At 46.1% G+C, this 21,989-nt stretch carries 25 protein-coding genes; all 25 read left to right on the forward strand.

Translation table 11 applies throughout. The annotated features are described in order from the left end of the window. Window positions 1-9 precede the first annotated feature (9 nt). The 25 genes from flhA to fliS all read left to right on the forward strand — a co-directional run bounded on the left by flhA (window position 10) and on the right by fliS (window position 21,955). Window positions 10-2,085: a flagellar biosynthesis protein FlhA gene (flhA, locus tag IGJ01_RS00635; RefSeq protein ID WP_005232779.1), complete on the forward strand. Its 2,076-nt coding sequence runs from the start codon at window positions 10-12 to the stop codon at window positions 2,083-2,085. 30 nt (window positions 2,086-2,115) lie between these two features. Continuing rightward, on the forward strand, window positions 2,116-2,823 hold the full coding sequence (locus tag IGJ01_RS00640; RefSeq protein ID WP_015508736.1) for a sigma-70 family RNA polymerase sigma factor: 708 nt from the start codon (window positions 2,116-2,118) through the stop codon (window positions 2,821-2,823). Next, complete coding sequence (locus IGJ01_RS00645) at window positions 2,820-3,521, forward strand: flagellar hook-basal body protein (RefSeq protein WP_061053556.1); 702 nt, start codon at window positions 2,820-2,822, stop codon at window positions 3,519-3,521. Before IGJ01_RS00640 ends, IGJ01_RS00645 begins: the two co-directional genes overlap by 4 nt. 10 nt (window positions 3,522-3,531) lie before the next feature. Continuing rightward, window positions 3,532-4,314, forward strand: a complete 783-nt coding sequence (locus IGJ01_RS00650; protein WP_005226625.1) for a flagellar hook-basal body protein — start codon at window positions 3,532-3,534, stop codon at window positions 4,312-4,314. A gap of 12 nt (window positions 4,315-4,326) precedes the next feature. Continuing rightward, window positions 4,327-5,037: a cell division ATP-binding protein FtsE gene (locus tag IGJ01_RS00655; protein ID WP_430601295.1), complete on the forward strand. Its 711-nt coding sequence runs from the start codon at window positions 4,327-4,329 to the stop codon at window positions 5,035-5,037. Window positions 5,038-5,191: 154 nt separating this feature from the next. Then, window positions 5,192-6,487 (forward strand): methyl-accepting chemotaxis protein, encoded by a 1,296-nt coding sequence (locus IGJ01_RS00660; protein WP_430601296.1) that lies wholly within the window; start codon window positions 5,192-5,194, stop codon window positions 6,485-6,487. 17 nt (window positions 6,488-6,504) lie between these two features. Next, a complete protein-coding gene (locus IGJ01_RS00665) occupies window positions 6,505-7,008 on the forward strand; it encodes a chemotaxis protein CheW (RefSeq protein ID WP_061053559.1) in 504 nt (167 codons plus the stop codon). Beyond that, window positions 6,980-7,489 (forward strand): chemotaxis protein CheD, encoded by a 510-nt coding sequence (locus IGJ01_RS00670; RefSeq protein ID WP_005226629.1) that lies wholly within the window; start codon window positions 6,980-6,982, stop codon window positions 7,487-7,489. Before IGJ01_RS00665 ends, IGJ01_RS00670 begins: the two co-directional genes overlap by 29 nt. Before the next feature lie 15 nt (window positions 7,490-7,504). Further along, the gene (gene cheB / locus IGJ01_RS00675) at window positions 7,505-8,515 is read left to right on the forward strand and encodes a chemotaxis-specific protein-glutamate methyltransferase CheB (protein ID WP_151195379.1); all 1,011 of its coding nucleotides are present in this window, start codon (window positions 7,505-7,507) and stop codon (window positions 8,513-8,515) included. 5 nt (window positions 8,516-8,520) lie between these two features. Further along, the gene (locus IGJ01_RS00680) at window positions 8,521-9,294 is read left to right on the forward strand and encodes a CheR family methyltransferase (RefSeq protein WP_034878173.1); all 774 of its coding nucleotides are present in this window, start codon (window positions 8,521-8,523) and stop codon (window positions 9,292-9,294) included. A gap of 21 nt (window positions 9,295-9,315) precedes the next feature. Continuing rightward, entirely contained in the window at window positions 9,316-11,367 is a 2,052-nt protein-coding gene (locus IGJ01_RS00685; protein WP_430601297.1) for a chemotaxis protein CheW, read from the forward strand. Continuing rightward, complete coding sequence (locus IGJ01_RS00690; RefSeq protein ID WP_008376598.1) at window positions 11,364-11,951, forward strand: chemotaxis protein CheC; 588 nt, start codon at window positions 11,364-11,366, stop codon at window positions 11,949-11,951. The genes IGJ01_RS00685 and IGJ01_RS00690 overlap by 4 nt, the downstream gene beginning before the upstream one ends. A gap of 14 nt (window positions 11,952-11,965) precedes the next feature. After that, a complete protein-coding gene (locus IGJ01_RS00695; RefSeq protein WP_003129084.1) occupies window positions 11,966-12,328 on the forward strand; it encodes a response regulator in 363 nt (120 codons plus the stop codon). 19 nt (window positions 12,329-12,347) lie between these two features. After that, window positions 12,348-12,737: a chemotaxis protein CheW gene (locus IGJ01_RS00700; RefSeq protein ID WP_005226635.1), complete on the forward strand. Its 390-nt coding sequence runs from the start codon at window positions 12,348-12,350 to the stop codon at window positions 12,735-12,737. Between the two features lie 17 nt (window positions 12,738-12,754). Further along, window positions 12,755-13,765: a flagellar motor switch protein FliM gene (fliM, locus tag IGJ01_RS00705; protein WP_008376586.1), complete on the forward strand. Its 1,011-nt coding sequence runs from the start codon at window positions 12,755-12,757 to the stop codon at window positions 13,763-13,765. Then, the gene (gene fliY / locus IGJ01_RS00710; protein WP_016619538.1) at window positions 13,762-14,820 is read left to right on the forward strand and encodes a flagellar motor switch phosphatase FliY; all 1,059 of its coding nucleotides are present in this window, start codon (window positions 13,762-13,764) and stop codon (window positions 14,818-14,820) included. The genes fliM and fliY overlap by 4 nt, the downstream gene beginning before the upstream one ends. Before the next feature lie 95 nt (window positions 14,821-14,915). Next, complete coding sequence (gene flgM, locus IGJ01_RS00715; RefSeq protein ID WP_016619539.1) at window positions 14,916-15,191, forward strand: flagellar biosynthesis anti-sigma factor FlgM; 276 nt, start codon at window positions 14,916-14,918, stop codon at window positions 15,189-15,191. Then, complete coding sequence (locus IGJ01_RS00720; RefSeq protein ID WP_016609029.1) at window positions 15,192-15,548, forward strand: hypothetical protein; 357 nt, start codon at window positions 15,192-15,194, stop codon at window positions 15,546-15,548. It begins immediately after the preceding gene. 11 nt (window positions 15,549-15,559) lie between these two features. Beyond that, window positions 15,560-17,083 (forward strand): flagellar hook-associated protein FlgK, encoded by a 1,524-nt coding sequence (flgK, locus tag IGJ01_RS00725; RefSeq protein WP_016619540.1) that lies wholly within the window; start codon window positions 15,560-15,562, stop codon window positions 17,081-17,083. 3 nt (window positions 17,084-17,086) lie between these two features. After that, entirely contained in the window at window positions 17,087-18,007 is a 921-nt protein-coding gene (flgL, locus tag IGJ01_RS00730; RefSeq protein ID WP_008376577.1) for a flagellar hook-associated protein FlgL, read from the forward strand. 137 nt (window positions 18,008-18,144) lie between these two features. Beyond that, window positions 18,145-19,227 carry a flagellin gene (locus IGJ01_RS00735; RefSeq protein ID WP_008376575.1) on the forward strand — a complete coding sequence of 361 codons (1,083 nt, stop codon included), beginning with the start codon at window positions 18,145-18,147 and terminating at the stop codon, window positions 19,225-19,227. A 102-nt stretch (window positions 19,228-19,329) separates the two neighbouring features. After that, on the forward strand, window positions 19,330-19,743 hold the full coding sequence (locus IGJ01_RS00740; RefSeq protein WP_016611599.1) for a flagellar protein FlaG: 414 nt from the start codon (window positions 19,330-19,332) through the stop codon (window positions 19,741-19,743). 4 nt (window positions 19,744-19,747) lie between these two features. Continuing rightward, window positions 19,748-21,169 (forward strand): flagellar filament capping protein FliD, encoded by a 1,422-nt coding sequence (gene fliD, locus IGJ01_RS00745; RefSeq protein ID WP_016611598.1) that lies wholly within the window; start codon window positions 19,748-19,750, stop codon window positions 21,167-21,169. 74 nt (window positions 21,170-21,243) lie between these two features. Further along, window positions 21,244-21,573: a hypothetical protein gene (locus IGJ01_RS00750; RefSeq protein WP_081117664.1), complete on the forward strand. Its 330-nt coding sequence runs from the start codon at window positions 21,244-21,246 to the stop codon at window positions 21,571-21,573. 13 nt (window positions 21,574-21,586) lie between these two features. Further along, a complete protein-coding gene (fliS, locus tag IGJ01_RS00755; RefSeq protein WP_008376567.1) occupies window positions 21,587-21,955 on the forward strand; it encodes a flagellar export chaperone FliS in 369 nt (122 codons plus the stop codon). The last annotated feature ends 34 nt before the right edge of the window (window positions 21,956-21,989 follow it).

Raw genomic sequence — 21,989 nt, forward strand, 5'->3', positions numbered from 1 at the left:
GGAACAAAAATGAATGAGGCTGCCTCAAAACCGAAAAAAGGCATTGGTCTGGCGGATATCTTAATCTCGGTGATCGTCCTAGCTATTATTGGTTTGATTATTATTCCATTACCGAGTGCATTATTAGATATTTTGATCATTATCAATTTGACGATTGCGATCAACATTTTACTGATCACCCTGTTTACCAAATCAGTGTTGGAATTCACTACGTTTCCAACTTTGCTGCTGATCACAACGATGTTTCGTTTAGGTTTGAACCTATCTTCCACTCGTTTGATCTTGACCCAAGGAAATGGCGGACACGTGATCGATGCCTTTGCCAATGTCGTTGCCGGCAGCAATTATATCGTGGGGATCATTTTGTTCGTGATCATCATGGTCGTTCAGCTAGTCGTCGTGACCAATGGTGCAGGGCGTGTCTCAGAGGTGACTGCTCGATTCACATTGGATGCGATGCCCGGCAAGCAAATGGCGATCGATTCCGACCTAAATGCCGGTTTGATCACAGAAGCGGATGCCCGCAAACGACGAAAAGATCTGCAGCGAGAAGCTGATTTCTTTGGTTCGATGGATGGTGCCAGCAAGTTTGTCAAAGGAGATGCGATCGCAGGGATCTTGATCACTGTCATCAATTTAGTTGGTGGGGCGATCATTTTCTCCATGGGCGGACAAATGACCGTCATGGAAGCCTTCGCCCAATTCGGGAAACTGGCGATCGGGGATGGCTTGGTCAGCTCGATTCCCTCTTTACTGATTTCGATTGCTTCTGGGGTGATCGTGACTCGTTCCGATAACGATAGTTCCTTTGGTTTGGATATTGCGGCAGATGTGATGCGTAATCCCCAACTGTTTCGGATCGTGGGGGCGATTCTCTTCGTTTTAGCCTTAGTTCCCGGGTTTCCTTTTGTGCCTTTTGTGTTGATTGGCTTAGGCCTTTTCGCAGCCAGCTTTCTGGTGACGCAAAAAGAAGAAAAGCAGCGAGTGGAACAAAAACAATGGGAACAAAAACTGGCACTGGAACGCAAAAAAGAAGCACAGGAAGAAGACGATTCCGTGGCTTCCTTCCAAGTGGAACCAATCTCAGTGGAAATCGGTTATGGTCTGATCCCTATCGTGGATAGTTCGATCGACAACAGCTTGATGAACCGCATCGTGGCGATCCGTAAACAGAGTGCTAGAGAATTAGGGATCTTAGTCAGTCCCGTTCGTATTCGCGACAACCTCTACTTGGATGCCAATGATTACGTGATCAAGATCCGCGGCAACGAAGTCGGCCGCGGCGATATTTACCCGAATAAAGTCATGGTGATCAGTCCGAATGAAGAGCCGTTTCCTTTTCAAGGAATCGCAACAAAAGAACCAGCCTTTCATCTGGATGCTATGTGGATCGATGAATCCGATAAGGAGATGGCGGATCTGCAAGGGTTTACGATTATCGAGCCGTTGACCGTGATCGCAACACACTTAAAAGAAATCATCTATGCCCATGCACCAGAGCTGTTAGGTCGCCAAGAAGTCAAGAAATTATTGGAGGGCATCAAAGAACAGTACAATGTCGTGATCGATGAATTGATCCCCGATATTTTGCGGCTCGGCGAGGTCCAAAAAGTTTTACAAAATTTATTGGATGAGCAAATTCCCATCAATGACTTAGCAACGATCTTAGAAACCTTAGCCGATTACGGCGTTGTCACGAAAGACGTAGAAGTTTTGACAGAATATGTCCGCCAAGCATTGAAACGGACGATCGCTGCCAAGTATGCCAATGAGAACCACGAGCTGCAAGTGGCGGTGATCCAGCCGAAACTAGAAGAAATCATCGCTCAAAGTATCCAAAAAACCGCAACTGGCTCGTACCCGGTCTTAAAACCAGATACCGTGACCAAGCTGTTGGATTCCATCAGTGGGATCCAACATGCAGCGATCGCTCAAAATATCAATTTCGTCATTTTAGCATCGCCTAAGATCCGGTTAGCATTCAAAAAAATGATCGTTTTTAATTTTCCAGATATCGCCGTTCTTTCTCTGAATGAGATTCCCAATGAAATTGCGATCGAAACGGTGGGCAGTATTGACATTTAAGCAGAATTTTCTTAGGAAGGGGCATCGCCGATGTATGAAGTCGATCGAGAAGCGGAGATCATCAAGTATCTGCCGCTAGTGGAACGGGTGGTTCAGCGCCTGTCTATCAAAACCGCCGATTATGAATCAGGCGATCTCTACAATATTGGGGTGATTGGGCTGATGGATGCCTTGCGGAAATTCGATCCCTCAAAAAAAGTTCCTTTTGAAAGCTATGCAGCGATTCGTATCAAAGGGGCAATCATTGATGAAGTACGCAAGCACGCCAAAATCTCCCGTTACAAAATGGCGGCAGTCAATCAGTTTTATCAAGCACGGCAAGAGTTGGAGCAAAGCCTCAAAAGAGAAGCGACCGACACCGAGATCTGCAAACAGCTGGGAATCAACCAAAGTCAACTAGCGGATATTTATGAGAGTCTGCACTACTTAGCCAGCGTCTCTTTGGAAGATACCTTGTTTGCTTACCAAGAAGAAGGCATGACGTTAAAAGATATGGTTCGAGATCCTGCCGAAAATGTCGAAGATACCTTGGTCGCCGAAGAAAAACGCACCGCTTTGGTTGCGTGCATCAAAAAATTAGGGGAACGGGAACAATTGATTTTAAGTTTGTACTATACCGAAGAACTGACGTTAAAAGAAATCGCTGAAATCTTAGAAGTCTCGATTCCGCGAGTTTCACAAATTCATGGCAAAACGATTGCCAAATTGCGCACATTGATTGAGGAGGAACTGGCATGATTCGAGGACTGGATGTCTTATCACGGAACATTTCATTATTACAAAAGCGACAAGAGACGACGAGCGGCAATATTGCCAATGTCAATACAACAGGGTATCAAGCAAAAACCTTATTCCAGTCGGCGCTAGACGAAGTGGCATTGCATAATTACCAAAGCGGGCCCAATGCGGATACCCGCCGTGACATCGGTGGATTGTCTTTAGGGACCCAATTGGCGGGCAGTACCATCAGTCAAGACCAAGGTGCTGTCAAACAGACGGGACAAGCCAGCGATTTTGCACTGCTTTCCGAAGGCTACTTTGTCGTTCAAAACAATGCGGGGCAGCGGTTGTATACGAGAAATGGCGACTTTACCGTCAATCAGCAGAATCAATACGTGACACAAGAAGGCTATCTTGTCTTGGGTGCCAATGGACAAGCAGTCAGCGCCTTAGGACCAGCGAACTTTCAGATCCAAACATTCCCCCCAGAAGCATTGACTACAGCTGGTCAAAACTACGTGACTAGCAACGCAGCAGGAACCACTGTGAATGCACCCGTGATCCAGCAAGGTGCCTTAGAACAAGCCAATGTAGCGGTTGCCGATGAAATGGTGGCGATGATCCAGACTTCTCGCGAATTTGAAGCCAATCAGAAAGCCTTGAGTTCAACGAATCAGACATTGCAAAAAGCGGTCAACGAATTAGGAAAGATTTGAGGATGAGTCAATGAATATCAGTGGATTATTAGGAATCAGCCGTTCTGGGTTGAATCATTTGCAGACAAACTTAGACACGACAGCCAACAACATCGCCAACGTCAATACCAATGGCTATCAAGCACAAACGACCCATTTTCAAGCATTGATGGAAAATGCCATCGGTGCAGAAGAAACGCTATTTAATGGCAACGCCGCCCAATATGGTGCGTCAATGGGGGCAAAAGCGACTACGACTACCAGTTTTGCCCAAGGCAATCTGGCGGGCACCGCTCAGCCATTAGATCTCGCGATCCAAGGCAACGGCTTTTTCGGGGTCCGGGACCAAACTGGTCAATTGCTGCTGAGTCGAGCAGGCAATTTTCATTTAAGTGAGAACAAGCAATTAGTCAATAGTGAAGGGTACCCTGTGGCAATGACCACAAACGTACCAACCCCTCAGTGGCCAGATGCGCAGCAAATCGCAATAGATGCCAGCGGTCAGCTGACGACGGAAGAAAATGGTCAGACTCGCGTGTTGGGGCAGCTGACCCTTTATCAGCCGACGAATACAGAAAACATCACGCCAGTGGGCAACCAACTGTACCGTGCCGGTGATCAAGCGTTGCTTACTTCGCAAACCAATCCAGCAGCCTTTGGCAGCGTCTTGCAAGGACAGTTAGAACAGTCGACGGTGGATCTAGCGACGTCCATGACAGACTTGTTAACGACCCAGCGTGCGTATGGATTGAATACGAAAGCCATGCAGACTGCTGATGAGATGTGGTCCGTGATCAATCGTTTTACAGATTAGAGGAGAAAGAACATGATTCGCTTAACCAAGGTCAGTAAAAAATTCAGCAATGGTACGTTGGCATTGGCCGATATTTCTGTTGCGATCCCTCAAGGAGAATTTATCTATGTGGTGGGTCCCAGTGGTGCCGGCAAATCGACATTATTCAAATTGCTCTTGAAAGAAGAAGAGCTTTCGGCCGGTTCTATCCAAGTCGGCAATGTCTTGTTGGAACAACTCAAAGACCGCCATCTCTATATGATTCGACGACAAGTCGGTATCGTCGGACAAGAAGACCTTTTGCTTCCTTATCTGACGGTTGCCAAAAACGTTGACTATGCGCTGCAAGTACTAGGCACTCCCCGTAAGCTGCGTCAGGAAAAAACCGCCAAAGCACTGCAACTGGTGGGTATGTTTCCTCAAAATGATCACTATCCTGAAGAGCTTTCCGTGGGACAGCGCAAAAAAGTAGCGATCGCGCGGGCGATCGTCACAGAGCCAGCAGTCTTGATCGCCGATGAGCCCACCGCCAATCTGGATGCGAAATCAGCCGTTGAAGTCATGAAACTACTCTTGCGGATCAATCAAGTCGGTGCCACGATCCTCTTGGCGACCCACGACAGCACGATGGTCAATACGGTCCGTAATCGGGTAGTCGAGCTGCAAAACGGTCGTTTGGTTCGTGATGAATATCAAGGCGGCTATACGCGCTTTGCTGATCCAAAAGATACATATGTCTGGTGAAGATGCTTAACTTTTCTAGCAAAAGATCCGATTAAAGAACTAGAAGATTGTTTTCATAATCGGATAAAGAAGGAGTGACCCAACGATTATCAAGTGAAGAGCGAATCTTGATAAACAGCACGACTGATCATTTTGCATAGGAAAGGATACTGTTATGAAGAAGAAGGTACAAGCTATCATCAAAAAAATCCGCTTGGCGGCGTTGATTCCGCTAGGATTTACCCTGATCGTATTATTAGGATGCTATTTCTTCGTGATCCGCACCCACGGAGACGGACAAGCAGCAAAAAGTTTCTTTATTTTTTCAGTAATCGTACTGCTGCTAGAAATCGCAGTGTTAGTAGGAATGACCTATTTGGTAAAAAAAGAGACCCATTCGGGCATGGATACGTTATTGACAGAACTAGAAGCAGTCGGTTCTGGCGATCTGTCGCATATCGATGAGATCGGCAGCAGCGACCAGACTTCTCTTTTTGGGCAAGTTCAAAATCGTTTTCAAGGGGTTTTAAACACCTTCAAAGCGGTGATCGTTGGTATGCACGAAGAAAGCAGCCGAATGGAAAAAATGGTAGGCGGCCTAACGACAACCTCAAAAAATGCCAAAAATTCAATTGAAAATGTGCGTCAGACGATGAATGCCATCGCAGATGCCACTAGTTCACAAGCCTCCGAAGCGGAACAAACCTCCTTTGATATGGACGAGCTAGCCTTAAGTATCGAAGAGATCCACAAAGAGATCGAATTGATGAACGGCTATGTCGGTCAATCCCAAAGCAGCAATGTCCACAATTCAGAAATGATGTTCCATGTATTTGAAAGCTGGGAGATCGAACGGCAAAACCAAGCAGAATTAGTAGAAAGCATGAACGACATGAACGAAGATGTCCAAAGCATCGGTAAGATCGTTCAGCTGATCAATGACATTTCTGATCAGACCAACTTACTGGCATTGAATGCATCCATCGAAGCAGCTCGAGCTGGAGAAGCGGGCCGAGGGTTTGCCATCGTTGCGGAAGAAGTCCGCAGCTTGGCGGAACAAAGCAGTCAATCAACGAAAAGCATTCGTTCGATCATTGAAACGATCCGCAAAAAATCGGAAAAAGTGGTCTCTGCAGTGACGGATTCCTTTGAAAGCGGCGAAAAACAAACCAACAATATCAACAAAGCGATCGAGTCAGCCAATGAGATCTCTGATATTGTCGAAAAATTGGTTTCAAGTATTCAAGCCGTGGAAGCCCATATTAACGGGATCGTTGAGAAAAAAGACATGGTTCAAGTTTCCGTCAGCAACATTTCGGCTGCTGTTTCGGAAACCTCTGCCGGCACCCAAGAAGTAACGGCAAACTTAGAAGACTTCCACTTAGTCATCGAAGACTTTGAACGGAATGTGCAAGAGATCGAAACGATCGCCACTATCCTTAAATTCCAAGTGGATAGTTTTAAATTCTAAAAGGAGCAGTGACGCCAATGGAACAATACGTTGTATTTAAAAGTCATCAACAACTCTTTGCCTTGCGTATCGACTATGTGGTACGGGTCATTGAGGCTGCTCCTTTTACACAGCTGCCAGAAGTGGCAGATTTCGTGCTGGGGATCCAGCCTTTTGAAGAGGCGATGGTGCCGATCATTGACATCCGCAAAAAGCTGTTTGATGAATTTACACCGGAAACTGGGCAAAATGTGGTCTTGTTGTGTCACTGGCAAGAGCAGGCGATCGGCCTATACGTGGAAGAGATCGTCGGCATTTTACCGCTAATTGAAAGTCCTAGCAATGCGGAACTAAATACATCAGGACTCAAGCAAAACTATATCGAAGCCTTTCTGAAAAAAGACGATGAACTTGTGCTGGCATTGGAGCTGCCGTTTCTCTTTAGCTATGAACAAGCCGCTGAGATGACGGCTGAGTTAGACGCCTATCAGACAGAGGAATTGGCAGCCGCCAATGACGATGACAATGATGACCGTGAATGAGGAACTGCATGTGGGGATCTCGGAGTATAAGATCGCCCAAGCGCCAACGCGTTTGATCACGGTGGGTTTAGGTTCTTGCATCGGCACGATCATTTACGATGAAGCCAGTCATATCGGCGGCTTGAGTCATATTATGCTGCCAGATAGTCAGCCTTTTTTGCACAAGCGGGAAATCAAGCCCGAGAAGTTTGCGGATTTGGCATTGCCAGCGATGGTGGCTGAGCTGGAACAAAAGATCCGTCGGCCTCGCTTTCAAGCGAAAATCGTTGGGGGCGCCAATATGTTTCAGTTCCAGACGCTTAACGCTGCCAGCAACATTGGTCAGCGCAATATTGAAGCCGTCGAGGAAGTCTTGGCTCGGCTAAACATTCCGATCGTAGCCAAACATGTTGGCGGCAGCGCTGGTCGAACGATGATCGTAGATCTTCAGGATTTCAAGACCATGGTTCGGCAAGTCAAACAAGAAATCGTTTATTTGTAAAAGGAGTACAGGGATATGAAAAAAGTAATGATCGTCGATGATTCGGCATTCATGCGGAAAGTAGTGACAGATTTATTGAATCAGCTGCCTGATATCGAAGTGACCGTCGCTGCCCGCAATGGCAAACAAGCATTGGACTATCTGACCAAAGAAGCGATCGATTTGGTAGTAATGGATGTGGAGATGCCTGTGATGAATGGATTAGAGACCTTGCGGAGGATGAAGCAGCAATCAGCCATTCCCGTCATCATGCTTAGTTCATTAACCAATCAAGAAACCACGATTGAGGCATTGGCGCTAGGCGCCCGAGATTTTGTCGAAAAACCGGTCAGTCTATCGATGATCGAAAAAGAATGGATCGCTGAATTTCATCAAAAAATTTTGGCGATGGATCATGAAGCCGGCACGGTTCAAACCCTGATGCCAACGATTGCCCAGCCCACTAAGCTGACGCAAAACAGCTTGCCGGTATCACTTGATGCGCTAGTCATTGGTGCTTCAACAGGCGGACCGCGTGCCTTGCTGGGGATAATCCGCCGTTTGCCTGCGCGTTTGCGTTGTCCCATTTTGATTGTTCAGCATATGCCTGCGGGATTTACGGCTTCCTTTGCAAAGCGCTTAGACACAGAGACAACCGTCCGAGTACAAGAAGCAGTCGATGGCATGCGGATCGAAAATCAAGTGTATCTTTGCCCAGGGGATTACCACATGACGGTCAAACAAGGGCACTTGCAACTGGACCAGCGAGAAAAACGACATGGGACGCGGCCAACCGTCGATTATCTTTTTTCCTCAGCAGCTGACTACTATGGCCCGCAACTAGCGGCAATCGTTTTGACGGGGATGGGAAAAGACGGCACCGCTGGCTTACGACAGATTCAAGCGGCTGGGGGCTATACGATCGTTCAAGACAAAGAAACGTGTACAGTCTTTGGGATGCCGCGGTATGCCATTGAACAAGGAGTCGTGGATGAAGTCCTGCCGTTGCAGGGCATTGAAGCAAAAATTGCACAGATGGTCAGGTGAAGAAGATGGAAGAAGAATTTGCCTTATTTAATGCGTGGGTGGATCGCCGATTAGGGATTCCATTAGCCGCATACAAAGAAAATCAAATGCAGCGCCGCATCCTTACGATCATGGAAAACAGCGGGGCAAAAACGTTGAGGGAATACCAGCAGTTGATCGAAGGAGATGAAGGGGTGCGGGCGGCTTTTTTAGCCCATATCACCATTAACGTAACGGAATTTTATCGCAACAAAGAACTGTTTGACGCCTTTGAACGCGTCTTGAAAACCATTGTTCTCCCGAAAACCACGCTGCCAAAAATTTGGAGTGCCGCATGTTCGATTGGGGCAGAACCCTATACGATCGCCATGCTGCTAGAAAAAAACCAAATTGCCGCAGCCAATGTCTTGGCCACTGATATCGATACGCAAATTTTGGCAAAAGCCAAGCAAGGACTCTATCGAGACCACGAATTGCGGAATGTCTCAGCGGCAGAACGTACCCGTTTTTTTGATGCAAAAGAAAAGAACCAGTTTCAGATCAAACCAGAAATCAAACGGCGAGTTCATTTTAAGCAACACGATCTTTTGAAAGACCCGTACAATGGGCCTTTTGATGTGATCGTTTGCCGCAATGTGACGATTTATTTCAAAAGTGATGCTCGGGATGCCGTCTATCAAAAATTCAGCGATGCATTGGTGCCAGGGGGCATTTTGTTTACGGGAGCGACAGAAACGATCAATTTTGCGGAACAATTCGGTCTCAAGAAAATCGATTCGTTTATCTATCAAAAAGTATAATTTTGTAAAGGAGGGACCCATTTGGATGACAATAGTGTCTATCGTACCCTTTTCTTTGAAGAAACAGACGATCATTTAGCGCAGTTGAATGATCATGTCTTGCAATTGGAAAACGATCCAAAAGATAGCGCCTTGCTGAATGATATTTTCCGTTCTGCCCATACCCTTAAAGGGATGGCGGCAACGATGGGCTATGACGTCATGACGCAGCTGACCCATAAAATGGAAAATATTTTTGAGTTATTTAAAACAGGGACCTTGCAAGTGACCCAGCAATCGATCTCATTGATTTTCAAATGTCTAGATCGTCTGTCAGAACTTGTGGAGGATCTGCGGGAAGAACGTGACCTGCAGCCAGCTCAAATTGCCGATTTATTGGCCGAACTTGACCAAACGGAACATTCTGGCGGTATATCAACCGAGACAGAAGCAAACCAAAAACCCACCGCAGTGGGCGCGTTAACCCCACAGCTTCAACAGATCGATCCTTCTGATCTGTATGTGATCGAGCAAGCGGCTGGAGATGGCTATCAAGCGGTCCAAATTGCTGTTCGCTTAGATGCCCAATCCATGTTAAAAGGTGCTCGTGCCTTCTTGATCATGGAAAAGCTTGGCCAAGCAGGGGATGTTCTCTATACAGAACCAGATGCCCAAACACTCGAAGAAGGCACCTTTGAATCAGATTTTTCACTGCTGTATTTGACGCAGCAAACACTGGCTGATGTCGAGCAAAACATCGCCAGCAATAGTGAGATCGAAGCCTTCGTGGTGGCACCGTTTGATCCTTCAGCTGCTGTGTTGGAGGAGACAGAAGAGCTGCTTCAACCAGTGCCGACCCCAGAGTCAGAGACTTCTGCTCTTCAGCAAGCGACAAGAGAAACGAAAGAAAAATCGCCGGCGCCCGCGCATCATGCGTCCGCCCAAAATCAATCGATCCGAGTCGACTTGAATCGCTTAGATTCATTCTTGGATCTCGTGTCCGAATTGGTGGTCTATCGCAATCAATTAGAAGATGTCAGTGAGCGGGAAAACATCGAAGCAGTCAAAGACCCCTTAGAGCAAGTTTCACGATTGACCTCTGAGCTGCAAGATTTGGTCTTACGGATCCGCATGCAGCAAGTCAATGTCGTCTTTAGTCGCTTTCCGCGAATGGTTCGGGACTTATCCAATGAACTGCAAAAGGAAATGGAACTTGTCATTTTTGGGGAAGAAACGGAATTGGATAAAACAGTGGTTTCTGAGTTGAGTGAACCTCTGGTCCATCTATTGCGTAATTCTGTCGATCACGGCATCGAAGCACCCGATGTTCGGGAAAAACTGGGCAAACCGCGCAAGGGCACGATTCGCTTGGCGGCCTACCAAGAAGGCAATCGCGTGATCATTACTTTAGAGGATGATGGCAAAGGCCTTGATCCGCAAGTAATCAAAGCAAGTGCTGAAAAGAAAGGCTTAGCAACGGAAGGTCTTTCCGATGAAGCGTTGCAGCAGCTGATTTTCCATCCTGGTTTTTCAACGGCGCAAGAAGTGACTAACATTTCTGGGCGCGGTGTCGGGATGGATGCCGTGCAATCGAAGATCACCCAACTAGGGGGCACGATCGAAATGAAGAGCCAGCCAAATAAAGGCACGCAGTTTGTGATCAAATTGCCATTGACTCTGTCGATCATTCAAGCGTTGATGGTTCGCGTCGGAGCAGAAACCTTTGCGATTCCACTAAATCTCGTCGAACGCGTGGTGATGGTCAAAGAAGAAGAGATCATCCAGACGGTCTCGGATGAGGTCTATCGTTTTCAAGAGGAGTTGATTCCCTTGGTTCGGACCGATCAACTCTTAGCGATCGAAGGCGATCCATCTGAGAAAAAATTCGCCATCATCGTCAACAATGACCAGCAATTTCACGGCATTTTGGCAGATGAGCTGATCGGCCAGCAAGAAATCGTCATCAAGAAAATCGATCCATTGCTGCAAAAGCTGAATCGCTATCAAGGGGCAACGATTATGGGCAACGGCTCGATCGCATTGATCCTAGACATTCATGCCATCTGTCAGGAAAAAAAGGATGACCGCCTATGAGTTATACAGCGCTGCAAATCGATGGCCTAAAAGAACTGATCAATATCGGCGGTGGTCACGCTGCGACTAGTTTATCAAAGCTCGTCCAACAACCGATCGATATGCGGGTACCGGAAGTCGAGATTCTAGCGTATGAGGACCTGTATCAGCAGATCATGGCGGAAGACAAAGAAGTTCATGTGGTGATGAGCCAGATCGAAGGGGCGTTTCGAGGGATCTTCTTGTTTGTCTTAACGGATGAATCCGCCGCAAAATTGCGTCAGTTGATGATCCAAGAAATCGATCCGTCTGAAGAATTGAAGCAATCGGTCATCAACGAGTTGACTAACATTCTTACCAATTCTTTTTTGATCGCGATCGGCCAACTATTGGAAACTCAGCTGAGTGCGTCTTTACCAAGCGCCAGCTATGATTTCTTTGGCGCAGCGATCAGCTCCATCTATCTGGCGATGGCCCAGTATGATGAGCAGGTGATGGTGATTCGTAATGAGTTCGTCTACGCCAAAGAAACATTAGAGGCATCGTTATTTTTGATTCCAGAAATCGGTGTACTAGAAAACATATTTGATTCATTAGGAATTTGAAAGGGGCAAATACAATGTCAAAAAAAGTATTGATCGTGGATGATGCGGTATTTATGCGCATGAAATTAAAGGATATTTTAGAAAAAAACGGCTATGAAGTCGTGGGGGAAGCCCAAAATGGCCAAGAGGCTTTTGAAAAATACCAAGCAACGACACCAGACTTAGTGACTATGGATATCACGATGCCAGAAGTGGATGGCTTAGAGGCATTAAAAATGATCCGCACGTTTGATGCGCAGGCCAAAGTCGTAATGTGCAGTGCCATGGGACAACAAGGAATGGTGATGGATGCGATTCGCGCCGGTGCGGTGGACTTTATCGTGAAGCCCTTTGACACGGACCGCGTAATCACTGCCATCGACAAAGCCTTTGCCTAATGCCTAGGAGGATAGCGACATGCAGATGATTCTTTTCAAAATGGCTCAGCAGTACTATTTGATCTCGGCGGACTCGGTGGACGAGGTCATTGATGCCCCTTCTTTTACGAAGGTGCCCTTAGCACCAGAGTGGGTGGAAGGGTTGATCAATCTGCGGGGGTCTGTCGTAACGGTGATTCGTTTGGCAAAATTGATTCCCATCATGGAACCAGCCTACGAAAAAAACATATTGATCATGAAGAAGCAAGAGGAGACCAAAGGGGTCCTCGTAGAAGAAGTAATTGAAGTTCTTGATATCACCGAAGACGATATCCAACTAAGCAATCAAGAGACAGAACATGCCGTTGGGGTCGTGACGATCGGTGAAAAAGTAGCCAGTGTGATTCAAATCGATCACATGATTTTTTAAAAAAATGGGGGATTAGTGTGGATCAGGTATTGACGCAGCAAGAGATTGATTTATTGTTGAATGCGATGAGCAGCGGAGAGATCGATCAAGAAATTATTGAGATAGAAGACAAACAAGCCAAAGTGAAAGCCTACGATTTTCGCCGACCAACAAAGCTGTCGAAAGAATACGTCAATACCCTGCACATGATCTTCGAGGATTTCTCGAAGATGAGCAGCAGCATGCTTTCTACCCAACTGCGGACCAATGTTTCTTTGCAGTTGGCAGCTATCGAACAAGTCAGTTATGACGAATTTATCCATTCGATACCAAAATTTACTTTGTTGGGGCTCTTTCATTCGCAGCCTTTGAGCGGGATCCAAATGATCGAGATGAACCCACAACTGTGTATGATGTTGGTGGAGTTGTTGTGCGGCGGATTGGATGTTTATCAAAACAAGCCGATCGAAATGGATTTTAGCGAGAAAAAAAGTTTTACTGATATTGAAACAGCGATCTTGGAAGAAGTAGTAGCACAATTTGTACGGGTCTACCAAAATGTTTGGAAGGACATCGTTGCCTTGGATTCGGTTTTGGATGGAATCGATACGAATCCGCAATTGATGCAAAACATGTCGCCCAACGAACCCGTCGTGTTAGTGACCTTTACTATCAAAATTTTTGAAGTGAAACATTTTATCAATCTATGTATCCCCTATGTCTTCTTTGAAGGGATCATTGATAAATTAAGTTTCCGCAATTGGTTTGATAGCAATCAGCCAGTCAACCAAGACGATAGCCGCGAGTTGCAAAAAAGTTTGAATGGGGTCGGATTGAATCTAGAAGTTCTGCTGGGCCATGCTCAAATGAGTCTTTCTGAGTTTCTCCACTTAGAAGAAGGCGATGTCATCAAACTAGACAAAAAAATTACTGAACCATTAGAGACCTTCATCGATGGAAAACCTTACTTCCGAGCAAAACCTGGGAAGCAAGAGGACCATTTAGCCATTGAATTATTAGACAAGTTAGAAGAGGAGCAAGAACTATGAGTGAACGTTTATCCCAAGCAGAAATCGATGCATTGTTGAATCAAAGTGCCCCAGCCCAGCCGCAAGGATTAGAAGAGCAAGTCAAAGTCGACATTATCGGCGAAGTTGGCAATATCTCCATGTCGCAAGCGGCGACGACGTTGTCGTCCATTCTTGATCGTCGGGTCAGCATCACGACTCCCCGGGTGTCTAAAATCAAATTTGGTGAGATCTTAAACGACCTCGTTGCACCAAAAGTAGCAACGACAGTTGAATTTAAAGAAGGCCTTTTAGGCAGTAATTTGATGCTGTTAGAAGTCAAAGATGCCATCGTGATCGCTGATTTGATGATGGGGGGAACCGGTGAAACCAGCAACACCCAATTCACGGAATTAGAGCTAAGTGCTGTGGCAGAAGCCATGAACCAAATGATTGGGACTGCCTCGACTTCGATGGCGACGATGATCAGCCGTAAAGTGGATATCTTACCGCCGATCGTCAAACTATGGGAGACACCAGAAAACATTGAGTATAGCGGGATCGAGGCAGAGGAAGAGATTTATTGTATCTCATTTTCTTTGCGCGTCGAAGGTCTGATCGAAAGCAAAATCATGCAGATCTTTACGGATCCGGTGGTTAACGATATCGCCAGTGCGATGCTGTCCGATGAAGCGACTGTCGTTACTCGAGAAACACCAACACCGCAGCCAACGGCACCCGTTGCTGCGCCTACCCCTGAACCGGCGGCTACATCAAAACCCGTTGAAGTCAGCAAACCGGCGTTTCAAACATTGGCCTCTAGCGGGGTGAGCGATGGGGATAATTTGGACTTGATTCTTGATGTGCCACTGGATCTAAGTGTCGTGTTAGGCCGCAGCAAAAAAACCATTAAGGACATTTTATCTTTCAATACAGGGTCCGTCATCGAACTGGAAAAACTGACGGATGAACCGCTAGAGATTTTGTTGAACGGCAAACTGATCGCCACTGGGGAAGTCGTGGTCATCAATGAAAACTTCGGCGTACGGATCACCAACATTCTTTCGCAAAAACAACGCATCCACAATTTGCATTAATTTGAAGAAATCGCAAAAAGTTAAACATATGGGTTTAACTTTTTTGTGATTTGACCGATAGTAGAGGGTAGAAGAATGAGAACGGAGGAGAACCTATGAAAATCGAAAGAGGTTACGCAGAATACAGCGACAAGGCTATCAAACGTGAAGCGGTCAAACAAGAAAAGCCAACTGCTGCTCAGACAGAAAAAACCGTCGATGTTCAATTGTCCGAAACAGCTCAAGCCATTCAAAAGAGTGCCAATCAAACAGCCAGTCGCAGTGAACGAGTGGCAGAATTGAAACGAGCGATCAAAGAAGGCACCTACCAAATATCTGCCGAAACAATCGCCGATAAAATGCTGCAGCAAGATGAAAAGCAGGTCGACTAGATGACAGAACGGGAATTTGAGCGTCAGCTACAGCAGTTCTTGCGGTTGCTGCAAAAAGAAAAGACCTGCTTGATCAAAAATCAAGCAGAAAAATTACCAGAACTCGTCGAGAAAAAAACCGCCTTCGTACCCGTTTTTTCCACGTATGAAGGAACTCTTTCAGTGGCGATCAAAGAACTCATCCGCCAGATCCAAGTGCAGCAAGCCGAGAATCTCCTGCTGACGGAACAAGCCATTAGTTTCCAAACCGTTTTGATGGATGCAGTCAAAGAAAATATCAAGACACCGGCAAATACGTATTCGAAATACCAAGAAAAACAAGCAGTCTCAACAGCGATCATCGATCAAAAAATGTAAGGAGTACTACTATGACAGGACTATTCGGTTCATTAGGCACCGCAACCCGGGGCATGACCGCCAATCAAGCAGCGTTGCAAACCAGCAGCCACAACATTGCAAATACCAATACAGACGGCTACTCAAGACAACGAGTCAACTTGCAAGCCGAAGCGTCTTACCATCTAGCGGGTGTCGGCAGCATCGGTATGGGTGTGAAAGTCGGCAGTGTCGAACGGATCGTCGATGATTTTGTCATTGGACAAGTACGCAATGCCAATTCTACCTATACATATTATGAACAAAAAGCAGACATATTAGGACAGCTGGAAAGTTTAATGAATGAGCCTTCCGACAACGGACTGTCCAAACAGCTGGCAACGATGTTTGATTCTTGGACCGCATTAGCCAACAATCCTGAACTGGATACGTCTAAGACCCTTGTGCTGGAAAACAGCAGTACGTTTGCCGATACCATCAACCAAATGGGCAAACAAATGACGCAGCTGCAAAGCGACACGCTGGATACCATCGAAAAATCCGCGCTGGACTTCAATGAGAAGGTCAAGCAGCTGCAATCCTTGAATGAACAAATCTATGGGTTGACGACAAGTGGTGAAACACCCAATGATCTCTTAGATCGTCGAGACAGTCTGTTGAAAGATCTCTCGGGTCTAGCAGGGATCGAAACCAAGACCGATCAATATGGCCGTGGGTTTGTATCTATGAGCGGACAGACGATTTTAAGTGCGGAGGAACGCAATACCCTTAGTGTGGTGGTGGGACAAAGCGACACAGGCGCCTTAGTTTCCAAAGACGGCAACGCCTTGAATCCTGCCGAAACCATCACGGGGTCTTATCCAGCTGGAACCGTCTTGTTGACGAAAACCACCGACAATGGCGACACCGCCTATACAGAATTGCCGATCAAAGAAGGGGCGATCGGTGGCCTGCAAGCATCATCTAGTGAAATCGGCAGTCGCTTGACGGAATTGAACAACTTTACGACGACGATCGCGCAAGCCATGAACATGGTCTTTACCGGCGGCGCTTCTCGTACAAGCGGACTATTTGAGATCGGCCAAGATGATACCGGCACAGCGACGACGATTCGGGTCAGCCAAGCACTGTTAGATAACCCAAGTCTGGTGACCGGCGGAACGAGCAATGCAGCAGGAGATGGTTCAAGAGCTGCTGCAATGGCCAAACTCAGCAGTGCCAAATTGGATTTCCCGTTGTCAGAAAAGACGATCGCTTCTTTTGATTCTGAGACATTGACGTTTGCTAATGCAGCATCCGGCATGAGTGTCAGCAGTTATTTTAACAGCATCGTCACCAAAAACGGGATCTCAAAACAGCAAGCCGACAATACGGTCAGTGCCCAATTGTCGCTGCTGAATCAACTAGAATACAAAAATCAATCGGTGTCCGGTGTTTCATTAAATGAAGAAATGTCAGATGTGATTCGTTTCCAACAAGGATTTCAGGCCAATGCCCGCATATTATCGGTCGTTTCTGAAATGTTAGACACATTGATCAATCGAACAGGAGTGTAGAACATGCGTATTTCCAATTCAATCACCTACAATGATTTTTTACGAAATCTAGGAACCAACGCCTCCAAAGTCCAATCCACGTTGAATCAGCTATCGAGCTTGAAAGAAGTCAGCAAGTCCTCGGATAATCCACTGCTGGTTTCAAAAATCATGGATCTCAATGTGTCGTTAAATCAAAACAAAACCTACAATAATACGATCAAAGACAGTATTTCTTGGACAAAAGCCCAAGATTCTGCTTTAGAAAGCGTCAGTACCTCGATGCTGCGGATTCGCTCATTGGTTCAATCTTCTGCCAATGCGACAGCCGGCAGTGAGGAATTAGGCGCAAATCGTTCAGAGATCGAGCAAGAGATCGCAGGTATCGTTGAATCATTAAATACCAACTTTGATGGCCGCTATTTATTTAGCGGAACGAATACGACGACGGCGCCTTTTGAGATCGTCAAAGAAAATGACGCCATCGTCGGTATCAAATACAATGGCACCAGTGAAGACTTGCCCCGAGAAATCGCAAACGGGGTCTCGGTGGATCTGTTAGCCAGCGGTGATCGACTGATGAACGAGACGGGCACCGCTACGGATCCCCAAAATTTAAGCACCTACTTCAATGATTTATTGTCTGCGTTGCGCAGTGATGATAAAGATGCCTTAGGGGGCGAGCTTTTAACTGCTCATGACCAGCATGCCACCAATGTAGTGAATGTACGGGCGCAGATCGGCACCCTCTACAATCGCTTGGAGGCGGCAGCTGATCGAAATGAGACGGAAAAGCTGAACTTGACCGAAACACTGTCCAACAAACAAGACGTCGATATTGCGGAAAAGTATATGGAATATCAAAATCAAATGACTGCCTACCGCTCAACATTAGCAATGGGAACAAAGATCATGCAGATGTCCATTCTAGATTATTTAAATTAACCCAAAAAACTTTTGTTCTTTGACGGGAGCAAAAGTTTTTTATTTTTTTTAGAAAAAAGGCTTAACCCTGAACGGTTTCTTCCGATAAATAGTAGCAGAGGGAAACCTTAGCGAATAAAAATTAGGAGGAACTACACATGAGAATCAATACAAACGTTTCAGCATTGAATACTTACTCACGCCTAACGGCAGCAAATGCTTCTAAAAGCAATTCTTTGTCTAAATTATCTTCAGGCTTACGCATCAACAAAGCTGGGGACGACGCAGCTGGCTTAGCAATTTCTGAAAAAATGAAAGGCCAAATCGGCGGTTTGTCACAAGCAAAAAGCAATGCACAAGATGGTATCTCATTGATCCAAACAGCAGAAGGTGCATTAAATGAAACCCACAGCATCTTAGGCCGTATGCGTGACCTTGCGGTTCAAAGTTCAAACGGTACGTTAAGTGATGACGACCGCAGTGCGATCAACAAAGAATACACCGCATTGTCTGATGAAATCGATCGTATCAGCAATACCACTGAATTCAATACAAAAAGCTTGTTAACTGGTGAAGGCGATGATGCGAAATCATTCACTTTCCAAATCGGTGCCAACGCAAACCAAACAATGGGCGTTTCAATCAACAACATGAGCTCATCTGCATTGAAAGTAAAAGGCTTAGATTTAACACAAGCCATTGACACAAGCGATGCCAAAGCTGTTGCTGCAGCAAAAGATAAAGCAGTAGCGACTGCCTTCAAAGCAGATGCTACAACAAAATATGCAGCGGACGGCACAGTTGATGCGGCAGCTGGTAAAACAGTTGCTGAATTACAAACAGCCATCGATACAGCTGCGGATGATACAGCAAAAGCAACAGCTCAAAAAACATACGATGATGCTTTAGCAACATTTACCGCTTCTGATGAAGGCAAAGCAGCAGCGGCAACTGTCAGCGTTGAAAACAACCCAATCACGAAAATCGATGAAGCGATCAAAGCAGTTTCTGCACAACGTGCGGATCTTGGTGCGGCGCAAAACCGTCTAGAACACACAATCAACAACTTAGGTACAACACAAGAAAACCTATCTGAAGCAAACTCACGTATCCGTGACGTTGATATGGCCCAAGAAATGATGAGCTTTACGAAGAGCAACATCCTTTCTCAAGCAGCAACTTCAATGTTGGCACAAGCAAACTCAATGCCTAACAGCGTATTGAGCTTGTTACAAGGATAATTTTTGATCAAGTGAACCACTGACACAAGGACTGCCTAGGGGAAGCGCAGTTCTTGTGTTTTACATAGCAGCACAAAAACGCTTAGAAATGAGGAAGCTCTGATGGATATTCAGCCAATGTCAGGAATACACCCGATCGAAGCCGTTGCGTCGGTCGCTAAAGCACGTCCGATCGAATCCCTAGATCCAGAGACCGCCAACCTTCAGCCGCAACACCAAGAGGGGAAAATGGCGGAGAAAAAGGAACGGACAGTGGTCACTGAACCGCCGATCCACTATTTTTCAGTAGCCGATCAGCACAAGATCGCAGCCTCCGTGGAGGAAGTGAATCAGCGACTACTTGGCAAAGATATGAAATTGGCTTATGAAGTACATGAGCGCACAGGGCGTACGATGGTGCGTTTAGTGGATATGCAGACCAACGAAGTGATCAAAGAGATCCCACCAGCCAACATGCTAGATGTGATTGGAAAAATATGGGATGACATGGGCATTGCGGTCGATCGAAAGGGATGAAACTATGGCAAGTGTAACCAGCAGTTCAGGAATCAGTACAACGCTAGGGAGTTATTCTGGCGTGACTTCAGAAGATATTGAAAAATTATTGGCGGCAGATGCGATCAATAAGACCCGTGCTGAGAATAAAATCACGTCGCTTAAAGCACAAAAAACGGCATGGAGTGATATCAGCACTCGCTTGACTAACTTTTTGTCAAAAGTCGATGCGTTACAAAAAGATGATGCTTATCAAACAAAAAAAGCGACGACCACCAATAGTAGTATCGCTTCAATTGCAGGAACAACGGAAGCCCCAGAAGGCACCTATGATCTAAAAGTCAACCAACTAGCAACAGCCACGAAGGTGACGGGGAGTCAAGTAGCTCAAAGTAGCAAAACGGCCCTAAATGTCAGTGGTCAGCTGTCATTGACCAGTTCGGAAGTCGATGAAGATGGCAAACCGATCACCGCTTCGATCGAGATCACTGCCGAAGACAGCTTAAAAGATGTGGCAGCTAAGATCAATGGCCAAAGCAAGACGACCTTCGTTGCAGCGAGCATCGTGGATAACCGTTTGATTTTAACGAATACGAAAATGGGCGACAAAAACTTCTTGATCGACGGCAATGCCGCCGAAGGATTAGGGATCGGTTCAACTGCGGCTACGACGCAAGGCCAACCGGCTATTTTTGAACTAGACGGCATGGAGATCACCCGCGACAGCAATAGTGTGACGGATGTTATCGATGGTGTCACTCTGACGTTAGCGAAAAAAAGCGAGGAGCATGTGACGCTTTCTTTAGCCAATGATACTTCGAAAGTCGTTGATGCAGTACAAGGATTAGTGGATCAATACAATAGCTTGATGAGTTTTATCGGCGATAATTTGACCGTGGGAGATCCTAGTAGTGAAAACAACAAGACGGGGACCTTGGTGGGAGACAGTGCGTTGACCCGTCTACAGACTCAATTGCGAAATTTGATCACCATTCCAGCCGTCAGCGGATCAAAGCTGACTGCTAATAAGCTAGGCATCTCCACCGTCGATAATGATGGTACATTGGGACTGGATACGACCAAGTTAAAAGAAGCCCTAGCGGAAGATCCCGCTGCTGTGAAGTCCTTCTTTTATGCAAGTACGAAAACCAAAGAAGCCGATGGCACTGCGAGTACGAAAGAGACCGGCTATACATTAGCGCTAAAAGAATTAGCCAACAGCTATGTCGTCAATACTTCAGCCAATAAAGGGATCATTGCCACCAAATCTGCGACCTATGACAGTACCATCAAGGATTTGAACAAACAGATTACACGGTTTGATGATATTTTAGCAATGAAAAAAGAGCGTTACATCACAATGTTTACCAAATTAGACTCCGTGATGATGGAGGCTGAAAATCAGCTGAGTTACCTAAGCAATCAGTTTGCCAATACGTCAAACTAGGCAGGATAGCCGATTAAAGCAGTCACTTTTTCATTCGCATAAGAAACCCTCGTCAACAAGAAAGGAAACAACCTATGGAGCCACACGTATCATTAGATGAACGTTTGAATCAGATTTTAACTGGTTTTGCCCAATGGCGCGGCGACAGCGAAGAAGCCAGTCGTTTGATGGCAGCCAATGCAGCGGTCATAGCAGCCATGCAAGCAGAAGAACAGAGCCATAGTCCACAAACCAGTGCATTGGCGCAACAAGTGATCCAAGCGTATCAAGCGTTCCTAGACCAGGTCAAAGCCCAGCAGCAAGAGATCAAACAAGAATTGGGGCGTTTGAACCGCAAAAACAATCTTGTCAAAACGTATTTGCAGCAAGAAGACAGTGCCGCCTTCGTCGAATTTGATTTATAGTGAGGAAAAAAAGATGAATTATCAAAAAATGCAAAACAACTATCTGCAGAACCAAGTAATGAGTGCCTCCCCCAACAAACTGATTGAAATGCTGTTGCAAGCAGCCATCAAAAACATCAAATTAGCAGTGATCGCATTGGAAAAAGAAGAGTTGAGCCAAGCCCATCAGCAATTTGTCAAGGCGCAGAATATTTTATTGGAATTACGGGTCTCTTTAGACCGTGAGCAAGGCGGCGCTATTGCTGAAGATCTCGATCAGCTGTATGGCTATATGTACGATCAGCTAGTCAGTGCCAATGTCCAAAAAGAGGCAGCCCCTGCAGAAACGGTCGTCCCGCTTTTAAGCGAACTACTGGAAAGCTGGCAAACGATCACCCAATAAATTTGAGAAAAAGTAAAGAAACGACCACCTAAAA

The organism is Enterococcus sp. AZ089 (genome assembly GCF_050547225.1).
Taxonomy (GTDB): Bacteria; Bacillota; Bacilli; order Lactobacillales; family Enterococcaceae; genus Enterococcus_D; species Enterococcus_D entomosocium.

What these genes read in the sequence shown, in the direction of transcription:
- fliY (WP_016619538.1), top strand. Translation starts at nt 13,762, where the DNA reads ATGAGTGAACGTTTATCCCAAGCAGAAATCGATGCATTGTTGAATCAA.
- IGJ01_RS00690 (WP_008376598.1), top strand. Translation starts at nt 11,364, where the DNA reads ATGAGTTATACAGCGCTGCAAATCGATGGCCTAAAAGAACTGATCAAT.
- IGJ01_RS00700 (WP_005226635.1), top strand. Translation starts at nt 12,348, where the DNA reads ATGCAGATGATTCTTTTCAAAATGGCTCAGCAGTACTATTTGATCTCG.
- IGJ01_RS00665 (WP_061053559.1), top strand. Translation starts at nt 6,505, where the DNA reads ATGGAACAATACGTTGTATTTAAAAGTCATCAACAACTCTTTGCCTTG.
- flgK (WP_016619540.1), top strand. Translation starts at nt 15,560, where the DNA reads ATGACAGGACTATTCGGTTCATTAGGCACCGCAACCCGGGGCATGACC.
- IGJ01_RS00735 (WP_008376575.1), top strand. Translation starts at nt 18,145, where the DNA reads ATGAGAATCAATACAAACGTTTCAGCATTGAATACTTACTCACGCCTA.
- cheB (WP_151195379.1), top strand. Translation starts at nt 7,505, where the DNA reads ATGAAAAAAGTAATGATCGTCGATGATTCGGCATTCATGCGGAAAGTA.
- IGJ01_RS00640 (WP_015508736.1), top strand. Translation starts at nt 2,116, where the DNA reads ATGTATGAAGTCGATCGAGAAGCGGAGATCATCAAGTATCTGCCGCTA.
- IGJ01_RS00645 (WP_061053556.1), top strand. Translation starts at nt 2,820, where the DNA reads ATGATTCGAGGACTGGATGTCTTATCACGGAACATTTCATTATTACAA.
- IGJ01_RS00655 (WP_430601295.1), top strand. Translation starts at nt 4,327, where the DNA reads ATGATTCGCTTAACCAAGGTCAGTAAAAAATTCAGCAATGGTACGTTG.
- flhA (WP_005232779.1), top strand. Translation starts at nt 10, where the DNA reads ATGAATGAGGCTGCCTCAAAACCGAAAAAAGGCATTGGTCTGGCGGAT.
- flgL (WP_008376577.1), top strand. Translation starts at nt 17,087, where the DNA reads ATGCGTATTTCCAATTCAATCACCTACAATGATTTTTTACGAAATCTA.
- IGJ01_RS00720 (WP_016609029.1), top strand. Translation starts at nt 15,192, where the DNA reads ATGACAGAACGGGAATTTGAGCGTCAGCTACAGCAGTTCTTGCGGTTG.
- IGJ01_RS00660 (WP_430601296.1), top strand. Translation starts at nt 5,192, where the DNA reads ATGAAGAAGAAGGTACAAGCTATCATCAAAAAAATCCGCTTGGCGGCG.
- IGJ01_RS00750 (WP_081117664.1), top strand. Translation starts at nt 21,244, where the DNA reads ATGGAGCCACACGTATCATTAGATGAACGTTTGAATCAGATTTTAACT.
- flgM (WP_016619539.1), top strand. Translation starts at nt 14,916, where the DNA reads ATGAAAATCGAAAGAGGTTACGCAGAATACAGCGACAAGGCTATCAAA.
- IGJ01_RS00650 (WP_005226625.1), top strand. Translation starts at nt 3,532, where the DNA reads ATGAATATCAGTGGATTATTAGGAATCAGCCGTTCTGGGTTGAATCAT.
- fliS (WP_008376567.1), top strand. Translation starts at nt 21,587, where the DNA reads ATGAATTATCAAAAAATGCAAAACAACTATCTGCAGAACCAAGTAATG.
- IGJ01_RS00680 (WP_034878173.1), top strand. Translation starts at nt 8,521, where the DNA reads ATGGAAGAAGAATTTGCCTTATTTAATGCGTGGGTGGATCGCCGATTA.
- IGJ01_RS00740 (WP_016611599.1), top strand. Translation starts at nt 19,330, where the DNA reads ATGGATATTCAGCCAATGTCAGGAATACACCCGATCGAAGCCGTTGCG.
- fliD (WP_016611598.1), top strand. Translation starts at nt 19,748, where the DNA reads ATGGCAAGTGTAACCAGCAGTTCAGGAATCAGTACAACGCTAGGGAGT.
- IGJ01_RS00670 (WP_005226629.1), top strand. Translation starts at nt 6,980, where the DNA reads ATGACGATGACAATGATGACCGTGAATGAGGAACTGCATGTGGGGATC.
- IGJ01_RS00695 (WP_003129084.1), top strand. Translation starts at nt 11,966, where the DNA reads ATGTCAAAAAAAGTATTGATCGTGGATGATGCGGTATTTATGCGCATG.